Below are 10,086 nucleotides of genomic sequence, written 5' to 3' on the forward strand. Positions count from 1 at the left end.
GCCGGCGCGCCCGCGGCCACCCCTGGCCGGGAGCCGAACGGCAGGCCGGTCGACGACCCCGCCGGCACGGTGGCGGTGGCGGTGCCGCCGGCGGCGGCGGACGACCCGTCCGACGAGCCCGGCAGCCCCGGCGCGCCCTGTGAGCCCTGTGAGCCGTTGTGGACAGGAGCTGTCACCATCAGCCGACCGCGCCTTCCATCTGCAGCTCGATCAGTCGGTTGAGCTCGAGGGCGTACTCCATCGGCAGCTCGCGGGCGATCGGCTCGACGAACCCGCGCACCACCATCGCCATCGCCTCGTCCTCGGACAGCCCGCGGCTCATCAGGTAGAAGAGCTGGTCCTCCCCGACCTTGGAGACGGTGGCCTCGTGCCCGATGGAGGCGTCGTCCTCGCGGACGTCGACGTAGGGGTAGGTGTCCGACCGGCTGACCGTGTCGACCAGCAGGGCGTCGCACTTCACCGTCGCCCGCGAGTTGTGCGCGCCCTCCTGGATCTGCACCAGACCGCGGTAGGAGGTGCGGCCGCCGCCGCGGGCCACCGACTTGGACACGATCGTGGACGACGTCCGCGGCGCCGCGTGCACCATCTTCGCGCCGGCGTCCTGGTGCTGGCCGGCGCCGGCGAAGGCGATCGAGAGCACCTCGCCCTTGGCCTGCTCGCCGAGCAGCCACACCGCCGGGTACTTCATCGTCACCTTGGAGCCGATGTTGCCGTCGATCCACTCCATGGTGCCGCCGGCCTGACAGGCGGCCCGCTTGGTCACCAGGTTGTAGACGTTGTTCGACCAGTTCTGGATGGTCGTGTAGCGGCAGCGGGCGTTCTTCTTCACGACGATCTCCACGACCGCGGAGTGCAGCGAGTCCGAGGAGTAGATCGGCGCGGTGCAGCCCTCGACATAGTGGACGTAGGCACCCTCGTCCACGATGATCAGAGTCCGCTCGAACTGGCCCATGTTCTCGGTGTTGATGCGGAAGTACGCCTGCAGCGGGATCTCCACGTGCACGCCCGGCGGGACGTAGATGAAGGAGCCGCCGGACCACACCGCGGTGTTCAGCGCGGCGAACTTGTTGTCCCCGACCGGGATGACCGAGCCGAAGTACTCCTGGAAGATCTCCGGGTGCTCCCGCAGGCCGGTGTCGGTGTCGAGGAAGATGACGCCCTGCTCCTCAAGATCCTCACGAATCTTGTGGTAGACGACCTCGCTCTCGTACTGCGCCGCCACGCCGGAGACCAGACGCTGCTTCTCGGCTTCGGGGATGCCGAGCTTGTCGTAGGTGTTGCGGATGTCCGCCGGCAGGTCGTCCCAGCTCTCCGCCTGCTTCTCGGTCGAACGGACAAAATACTTGATGTTGTCGAAATCGATCCCGGACAGGTCCGCGCCCCAGGTGGGCATGGGCTTGCGGCCGAACAGCTTCAGACCCTTCAGCCGAAGCTGGGTCATCCACTCCGGCTCGCCCTTCTTGGCCGAGATGTCCAGGACGACCGCTTCGGACAGCCCGCGTTCGGCGGTCGCCGCGTAGGCGTCCGTGTCGGACCAGCCGAACTTGTAGGCACCCAGGCCCTCAAGCCGGCTGTCGATCTCGGTCTCAGGAGTGGTGGTCATATGGCAGGACCCTCCGAGGAGGTGAGAGAGGTGGCGGTGGTGGGAGTGACAGGTGTGGAACCAGGTGTGCTGACGGCCGCCGCGGACGTCGGCGTCCCGACCGGCACGACCGGCACGACCGTGGAGGGTGCCGCGGCGTCGCCGCTCTTCTCGGGCTGCTGGGGTTCCCGGGTCTCCAGCGGAACATGTGTCGTGCACACCCCGTCACCATGCGCGATGGTGGCGAGCCGTTGGACGTGCGAGTCCAGCAGCCGCGACAACGCGGCGGTCTCCGCGCCGCAGAGCTCGGGGAACTGCTCGGCGACATGCTGGACGGGACAGTGGTGCTGGCAGATCTGGACGCCCGTCGGCAGCTGCGAGGTGCTCGCGGTGTAACCGGCGGCGGACATCGCCGCCGCCAGCGCCGCCGGCCGGTCGGCCGGGTCGGCCCGGGCGACCGCGGCCCGTACCTGCCGCTCCAGCTCGGCGGCACGCGCCTCGGCGAACTCCGCGACAACCGCCTGGCCGGCGACGTCCGCGAGAAAGCTCAGCGCGCTGGTGGCCAGGTCCTCGTACGCGGTCGGGCCGGCCGCGTGGCCGGCGGCGGTGAGCTGGTAGACCCGGGCCGGGCGGCCACGGCCGCGCGGGCCGGGGTTACGGGCCGACCGGGTGGTGATCGTGCCTTCCGCGAGCATCGCGTCCAGATGGCGGCGGATCGCCGCCGGCGACAGGCCGAGGCGTGCCGAGAGTGTGACCGCGGTCGAGGGGCCGAGCTCCAGGAGCAGGCGCGCGACACGGTCACGGGTCCGGCCGTCGGCCGCCGTACCGTTGGAGGTGTCGGGCATGCTTTTCACAACACCACTGTGCCTTATTTCCCGCCGTGGGTCTAACCCCCCGGCCCGCCGGTACGACGTGATCTGTCGCGGTACCCGACCATCGTGGCATCTGAGCTGGGCGAAGAGCGTCCGCTTGGAGCGAGCGTCTGATCCGCCACACTCGCCGGCGGCCCCCGGCGCCGGTATAGACGGCGGCATATCGGTACGCGGCGATACCACACGGAGACCACCCGCATCCGGCTGTCATCGTGTGAACCGGCCATCTCACAGACCAACTCCTGACAGGCTGTGGCCGGAGGCGGAACGCGCCTCCGGTCCGACGCGACCCGGACGGAGACCGTGACCGAGGCCGACCACAGCGCTCCTGAGCCCGACGCTGACCCGGCCGGCATCTCCGGAACCATCCCGGACGCCGCCAACACCAGCCGTACCGACACCGACAGCGGCGAAGCCGATGCAGGCGGTATCGGTACAGGCGGGACAGCCGGCACGGGCGCGACCGGCACGGCCGGTGCCGGCACCGGTAGAGCCAGAGTGGGTACGGCCGGCACCAGCGCCAGCAGGGCCAGCGCCGGTAAAGCCAGCGCCGGCACCGGTAGAGCCAGAGTGGGTACGGCCGGCACCAGGGCCAGCGCCGGCACCAGTGCCGGCAGGGCCAGCGGTGCCGACACGAGCCCGCGGCGCGACGACTACGCGGCGGAGCTGGGGCGCCGGCTGCGAGCCGCCCGCCACCGGCGCGGCATGTCCCTCGTCGACGTCCAGGAACGTACGAACGGGCGCTGGACCGCCGGCACCCTGGGCGCCTACGAGCGGGGGCGCCGCTCCCTGCGGGTGCACCGCCTGATGGAGCTCGCCGAGCTCTACGACGTGGCCGCGGTCGTGCTCATCCCCTCCCAGACGGACCGCTCCGAGCTGGCCGGCCTGCCGCCGCTGGCCATCGACCTGCACCGGCTGCGCAAACTGCCACCGACCCGGACCGGCCCGCTGCGGCGCTGGATCGCGATCGTGCAGGTACTGCGCTCGGAGAGCTCCCGGGACGTGCTACGCCTGCGCCGCACGGACCTGCTCTCGCTGGCACGGCTCTACAGCACGACACCGCCGCTGCTCTACGAGCGGCTGCGCGCGTGGGGCGCGCTCGTCGAGCCGGGGGCCGGGCAGCGGCCTGCCCCGCCGCGCGGGCGGCGCGGCCAGGCCCGTTCCTGACCTCGTCCCTGACACCGACCGTTCCCGGCCCCCGACAGCGCTCCCGGCCCCCGGTACCGCTCCCGGTTCCCGACGCTGTTCCCGCGCCCTTCCCGGAGCCGCTCCCCGCGCTGTTCACCGCTCTCCCCCGCTCTCCCGCACCTTCGGGCTCGCTCTCGGCCTTCCCGGCTCCCGGCCGTTCCCGGCCACCGATGGCTGCCCGGTGGGCGCCGCGGGCGGGCCGCCGGTGTGTTCTGACCGTATCCGGGCGGGTTCCGGTCGCACCTACGACGGCAAAGGTCCGTAGGATCGCGTGTGTGGCGGACGACCTGGCACTCGAGGTTTCCAGCCTGGTCAAGACATACTGGCCACGCTCGGACCGAGCCATACATGCTGTCAACGATCTATCGCTGACCGTTGTGGCGGGGTCGGTCACGGCGCTGCTCGGCCCGAACGGCGCCGGCAAGACAACCACGATCGAGATCTGCGAGGGGTTCCGCCGCCCGGACGCCGGCCACGTGCGGGTACTCGGCCTCGACCCCGCCCGTGACGGGCCCGCGCTGCACCCACGGGTGGGGGTCATGCTCCAGTCCGGCGGGGTGTACCCGGGCGCCCGCGCCGGTGAGATGCTCGCTCTGCTCGCCGCGCACCACCGTGACCCGCTGGACGTCACCGCCCTGCTCGAGCGCGTCGGCATCGCCGAGATGGCCGGGGTGCCCTACCGCCGCCTCTCCGGCGGCCAGCAGCAGCGCCTGTCCCTGGCGATGGCCCTCGTCGGCCGTCCGGAGCTGGTCTTCCTCGACGAGCCCACCGCCGGCATGGACGTGCAGGCCCGCCGGGCCACCTGGGAGCTGATCGAACAGCTGCGGATGGCCGGGGTCACCGTGGTGCTGACCACCCACGCCATGGACGAGGCGGAGCAGCTCGCCGACCACGTCGTCATCGTCGACCACGGCAAGGTCCTCGCGGCGGGCTCCCCGGCCGAGCTGACCAGCGGCGGCGCCAAGGGGGAGCTGCGGTTCCGGGCGCTGGCCGGCCTCGACATCGACCGGCTGGAGCTGGCCCTGCCCAGCGGCACCGTCGCCAGGGAGGGACCGCCCGGGCGCTATGTCATACAGGGGAAGGTCGACCCGCAGATGCTCGCCGCGGTGACCGCCTGGTGCGCGGGCAACGGCGTCATGGCCGAGGACCTCCAGGTCGAACAGCGCAGTCTTGAGGACGTGTTCGTGGAACTCACCGGTTCGGCGTTGCGGGCATGACCGACACGGAGGTGCCGACCGGCGGCCGGAGCGGGAAGCCGGCCAAGCCGGCCGCCGCCGGCCCCCGCTCCGCCGTGGGCACGCGAGCGCCGCTGGACCTGCGTCCCTCACCGGGGGCGGCGAGCCGGTGGGACATGCTGCGCGCGCAGACGCTGATCGAGCTGAAGCTGACGCTGCGGCGCGGGGAGTCGGTGCTGCTCACCCTGGTCATCCCGGTCGGCCTGCTGCTGTTCTTCAGCGCGGTGGACGTGCTTCCCACCGACGGCGCCCGCTCGGTGGACTTCCTCGTCCCGGGCATCCTGGCGCTCGCGGTCATGTCGACGGCGTTCACCGGGCAGGCGATCGCGACCGGTTTCGAGCGCTCCTACGGCGTGCTGCGGCGGTTCGGCGCGAGCCCGTTGCCGCGCTCGGTCCTGCTGGCGGGCAAGACGCTGGCCGTGGTCGCCGTGGAGATCATCCAGGTCGCGGTGCTGGTCGCCGTCGGGTTCGCCCTCGGCTGGCACCCGCATGGCCGGCCGTGGTGGGTGGCGCTGCTCCTGCTGGTGGCCACCGTCGCGTTCTGCGGCCTGGGGCTGCTGATGGCGGGCATCCTGCGGGCGGAGGCGACGCTGGCCGCGGCCAACGGCGTCTACCTGCTGCTGTTGCTCGTCGGCGGGGTGATCGTCCCGCTGTCCGAGCTGCCGGGCTGGCTGGAGGCGGTGGGCCGGGCGCTGCCCACCGCGGCCGCCTCCGACGGCCTGCGGGCCGTCCTGCGGGACGGCGCCGGCCTGCCCGTCGGCGATCTGGTCGTGCTGTGCGCCTGGGCGGCCGGCTCCCTGGCGCTGGCGGCCCGCACCTTCAGATGGGAATGACCTTCACGATGGGAATGACCTTCACATGGGAGTAGGGGCGCCGGTGGGAGCAAGGATGCCGGGCCCGGACTTCTACAGACGGTAGTATCCACGGGGATGAACATGCGGCAGCCACTACGACTACCCACGGTGAGTCCGGTGGTCTTCCAGCGGCTCACCCGCGTCAGCGTCGTGCTGCTCGCGCTGATCGTGGTCACCGGTGGCGCGGTCCGGCTCACCGGCTCCGGGCTCGGCTGCCCCACCTGGCCCAGATGCGGCGAGGACTCGTTCGTCACGCAGTCGGAGTACTCCGTGCACGGCTGGATCGAGTTCGGCAACCGGCTGCTGACCACCGCCGTCGGGGCGGTGATGCTGCTGCTGCCGCTGGTGTCGCTGCGGCTGCGCGAGCGCCGCCGTGACCTCGTCCTGCTCGCGTTCGGGCTGTGGCTGGGCTTCCTCGGCCAGGTGGTGCTCGGCGGCCTGACCGTCCTGTTCAAGCTGCATCCCGCGCTGGTGGCGGGGCACTTCCTGCTGTCCATGCTGCTGCTGCTCGACGTCGTGGCGCTCGACCGCCGGGCCCGCTGTGGCCCTGGCCCGGCCCGGCCGGCGGGCGGGCGCGAGCTGCGCTGGCTGGCCCGGCTGCTGGTGGGTGTCGCCGGGGCGGTGCTCGTCCTCGGCACGGTGGTCACCGGCACCGGGCCGCACAGCGGGGACTCCACCGAGGCGAAACGGTTCGGGTTCGACATCACCAATGTCGCGCAGCTGCACGCGGACGCCGCGATGCTCCTGGTCGGGCTGGTCATCGCGACGGTCCTCGCGGTGCGTGCCGGCGGCGGGCCGCGGGAGGCGGTCCGCGCGAGCAACGCGCTCGCCGCCATCGCGGCCGCCCAGGCCGGCGTCGGGTTCGTCCAGTACTTCACCGGCATCCCGGTCGCGCTGGTGGAGCTGCACATAGCCGGGGCCACCGCGCTGTGGATCGCCGCCCTGCACATCTGGCTGGCCATGGTCAACCGACCGGCGCCGGTCGACCTGCCTGCATCCCCGCCCGCCCCCCGGCGGTCACCGCCGACCGGCCACCCCACCATCGCCGGCCCCAGCATCGCCGACCCCAGCATCGCCGACGCCGCTGGCACCGCCGAGCAGCACCGGTCGAAAGCCCCGCTGTAACCCCGCTCCAGCCGCCCGCGCCCGTACCCGCGCGCCTGCGCCTGTAGGTGGTTCCCGTCACGATGGGGATGGTTTTCACCTACGGCAGCGGATGCCGTAGGTGAAAACCATCATCAGAACAACGGAAACCACCTACGGTTGCCTGCCTCCCGCTCACCTGTAGGTGGTCCCAGCGACGGTTCCCACCTGGACGACCACGAAGTTCCCCGGGCAGCGGTTCCGTTGTGGGCTCCGTCAGGCGGGATCCGTCCGCCCGAGCTCAGCGGGTCGGGTCAGCGGACAGCGGGTAGACGGCTTTCGGCTACGGGTGCCACAGGGCGGCCAGGGCCACCGCGGCGAACAGGAGCGTCAGGTAGGTGATGGACAGGTGGAACAGCCGCATGGGGCGGATCTGCCCGCCACGGCGGACGGAGCGGACCAGCCGGTGCGCCTCGACCAGGAACCAGCCGCCGAGCAGCGCGGCCACGACCAGGTAGGGCCATCCCGTGTCCGCGACCGGGACGAGCAGCAGGGACGTGGCGACCATCACGTACGAATAGCCGAGTATGCGCCTGGCGACCACCTCCGGTGACGCCACGACCGGCAGCATCGGGATCCCGGCGGCGGCGTAGTCGTCCCGGTACTTGATGGCCAGCGCCCAGAAGTGCGGCGGGGTCCAGAAGAAGACGACCGCGAAGAGCAGCACGGCGGGCCAGCCGACCGTACCGGTCACCGCGGACCAGCCGATGAGCACCGGGAAGCAGCCGGCCGCGCCACCGATGACGATGTTGGACGGGCTGCGGCGCTTGAGCCCGAGGGTGTAGACGAAGACATAGAACGCGATCGCCGCGTCGGCGAGCAGTGCCGAGGGCCAGTTGACCGCGAAACCGAACAGCAGGGTCGCGGCGACACCCAGCAGGACACCGAAGCGCAGCGCCTCGGCGGGTGTGACGTTCGCCCGCACCAGCGGCCGGGCGCGGGTACGCGCCATCACCTGGTCGATGTCGCGGTCGATGTAGCAGTTGAACGTGTTGGCGCTGCCCGCCGCGAACGTCCCGCCGACCAGGGTCGCGAGTATCAGCCACGGCGAGGGCAGGCCGCGCTCGGCCAGCAGCATGACTGGGATGGTCGTGATCAGGAGCTGTTCGATGATCCGCGGCTTGGTCAGGGCGAGGTAGGAACGCGCGAGCGCCCCGACCGGGCGGCGGGTCCTCATCGGCCCGGTCGGCCCGGTCGGGCCGTCCGGCCCGCCGCGCTCCCCGGAGGCCGGCGGCGCGGGCGTGGTCGGCTTCGGCAGGCTGGCTACCGGCGTGGACGCGGCCAGGGCGGACAGGACGACCTCGCGATCGGCGGGCGACACAGGCCACCCGCCCGGACTCGGGCCCCGGGGCGCCGGGGCTTCGCGGCGTGGTTCTACGACGTGTCGGAGTCTAACCGCCGGACGCCGCGCCAGGCGCGCGACCCGTCCAGAAGAAGATCCGTGGCCCTGGCCGGCACCCTGAGCGGCACCGTCGGCCCGGCCTGCGCAGACAGGGATGTCCCGGCGGCTTCCCCGCGGCATGGCCGTCGGCGTCGGCAGCGCTGCCGACGCTCCCGAAGCCACCAGCCCGGCTCCCGTGCCCCCGGGCCCGGTGACCGGGAAAGCGCGTCGGGCGGGCCGGAGGGCAGTGTTCCCGGCAGGTTCCCGGTTCCCGACACGTTCCCGGCAGGTTCCCGGCACGTCCCCGGCACGTCCCTGGCAGGTTCCTGGCAGGTTCCCGGCAGGTTCCCGGCCGGTCGTCCCCGGGCTTCTCGAGCTGTCCGGGCGCGGGGGTGAGGGGAGGAACGCGAGAGGGTAGGCCCATCCGTACCGGCAGATACGGCGTGGCCCGGCCCGTCCGTACCGGCAGCGGGGGACGGTCCGCCCCTACCGGTACTGGCGGCATGTACCGGCGGCATTTGGTGGGCCTGCCCCCACCGCCACGGTCCGGCGCTGACCGCCAGGGCGCGCCGACCACAATGGACACGACGACGGGCATGACAGACGACGGACATGACAACCGTAGGCGCCGAACCGTCCATCAGCACGCCAGCGCTCCCCGGAGAGGACGTCCACCACAATGACCGACCCCCTGGCCCTGCTGTCCGCCGCCGACGTGGCGGTCTGGCTCGACGACATCAGCCGGGACCGGCTGCGGACCGGCAGCCTCGCCGAGCTGGTGCGTACCCGCAGCGTCGTCGGCGTCACCAGCAACCCGACCATCTTCCAGAAGGCGATCAGCAGCGGATCGGCCTACGACGAGCAGCTGCGCGACCTGGCCGTCCGCGGCGTGGACATCGGCGAGGCCGTCCGCGCGATCACGACCGCGGACGTCCGCGCCGCCTGTGACGTGCTGCGTCCCGCCTACGAGGCCAGCGGCGGGGTGGACGGCCGGGTGTCGATCGAGGTCGACCCGCGGCTCGCCCACGACACCGAGCGCACCGTGGCCGAGGCCCGCGCGCTGTGGTGGCTGGTCGACCGGCCGAACCTGTTCATCAAGATCCCGGCCACCCTCGCCGGCCTGCCGGCGATCACCGCCACGCTCGCCGCGGGTATCAGCGTCAACGTCACGCTGATCTTCGGGCTCGACCGCTACGACGCGGTGATGGACGCGTTCATCGCCGGCATCGAGCAGGCCGCGGCGGCCGGTCTGGAGCTGCCCGGCATCACCTCGGTCGCGTCGTTCTTCGTCAGCCGGGTCGACACCGAGGTGGACCGCCGGCTGGAGAAGATCGGCACCGCCGAGGCAAAGGCCCTGCGCGGTAAGGCCGCGGTCGCCAACGCGCGGCTGGCCTACCAGCGTTACGAGCGGGCGTTCGCCACCGGGCGGTGGTCGGCGCTGGCGAAGGCCGGTGCCCGGCCGCAGCGGCCGCTGTGGGCGTCCACGTCCACGAAGGACCCGGCCCTGCCGGATACGATCTACGTGACGGAGCTGATCGCCCCGGGCACGGTCAACACGATGCCGGAGGCAACACTGCACGCGTTCGCCGACCACGGGGTGGTCCGGGGCGACACGATCAGGCCGTACTACGACGACGCCCACGCGGTGCTGGCCGCCCTGGCCGGTCTCGGCATCTCGTTCCCCGACGTCGTCGAGGTGCTCGAACGCGAGGGTGTGGAGAAGTTCGTGGACTCCTGGAACCAGCTGCTGACGGCGGTCGGGGAACAGCTCACGGCCGCCGGCGGCCAGCCGGGAGCGCTCACCGGCTGACAGACCTGACAGACCTGACAG

At 72.2% G+C, this 10,086-nt stretch carries 8 protein-coding genes; 5 read left to right on the forward strand and 3 right to left on the reverse strand.

Annotated features, from left to right (window positions below; genetic code table 11):
* Positions 1-178: 178 nt before the first annotated feature.
* Together sufB and NBW84_RS08275 are read right to left on the reverse strand one after the other, a co-directional pair.
* Complete coding sequence (gene sufB / locus NBW84_RS08270) at positions 179-1,603, reverse strand: Fe-S cluster assembly protein SufB (protein ID WP_250283290.1); 1,425 nt, start codon at positions 1,601-1,603, stop codon at positions 179-181.
* Positions 1,600-2,427 carry a helix-turn-helix transcriptional regulator gene (locus NBW84_RS08275; protein ID WP_250283291.1) on the reverse strand — a complete coding sequence of 276 codons (828 nt, stop codon included), beginning with the start codon at positions 2,425-2,427 and terminating at the stop codon, positions 1,600-1,602. Before NBW84_RS08275 ends, sufB begins: the two co-directional genes overlap by 4 nt.
* Positions 2,428-3,120: 693 nt before the next feature.
* On the opposite strand from NBW84_RS08275, the gene NBW84_RS08280 reads away from it, so the two are divergent.
* The 4 genes from NBW84_RS08280 to NBW84_RS08295 all read left to right on the forward strand — a co-directional run bounded on the left by NBW84_RS08280 (position 3,121) and on the right by NBW84_RS08295 (position 6,856).
* Positions 3,121-3,621: a transcriptional regulator gene (locus NBW84_RS08280; protein ID WP_250283329.1), complete on the forward strand. Its 501-nt coding sequence runs from the start codon at positions 3,121-3,123 to the stop codon at positions 3,619-3,621.
* Positions 3,622-3,917: 296 nt separating this feature from the next.
* On the forward strand, positions 3,918-4,859 hold the full coding sequence (locus tag NBW84_RS08285; protein WP_250283293.1) for an ABC transporter ATP-binding protein: 942 nt from the start codon (positions 3,918-3,920) through the stop codon (positions 4,857-4,859).
* The gene (locus tag NBW84_RS08290; protein WP_250283295.1) at positions 4,856-5,710 is read left to right on the forward strand and encodes an ABC transporter permease; all 855 of its coding nucleotides are present in this window, start codon (positions 4,856-4,858) and stop codon (positions 5,708-5,710) included. The genes NBW84_RS08285 and NBW84_RS08290 overlap by 4 nt, the downstream gene beginning before the upstream one ends.
* 102 nt (positions 5,711-5,812) lie before the next feature.
* On the forward strand, positions 5,813-6,856 hold the full coding sequence (locus NBW84_RS08295; RefSeq protein ID WP_250283331.1) for a COX15/CtaA family protein: 1,044 nt from the start codon (positions 5,813-5,815) through the stop codon (positions 6,854-6,856).
* A 301-nt stretch (positions 6,857-7,157) separates the two neighbouring features.
* On the opposite strand, the gene NBW84_RS08300 is transcribed toward NBW84_RS08295, so the two are convergent.
* Positions 7,158-8,051, reverse strand: a complete 894-nt coding sequence (locus tag NBW84_RS08300; RefSeq protein ID WP_250283332.1) for a heme o synthase — start codon at positions 8,049-8,051, stop codon at positions 7,158-7,160.
* Positions 8,052-8,934: 883 nt separating this feature from the next.
* Here NBW84_RS08300 and tal point away from each other — a divergent pair.
* Complete coding sequence (gene tal / locus NBW84_RS08305) at positions 8,935-10,065, forward strand: transaldolase (RefSeq protein WP_250283297.1); 1,131 nt, start codon at positions 8,935-8,937, stop codon at positions 10,063-10,065.
* Positions 10,066-10,086 lie beyond the last annotated feature (21 nt).

This window comes from Protofrankia sp. CiP1_Cm_nod2, from assembly GCF_920664355.1.
Taxonomy (GTDB): Bacteria; Actinomycetota; Actinomycetes; order Frankiales; family Frankiaceae; genus Protofrankia.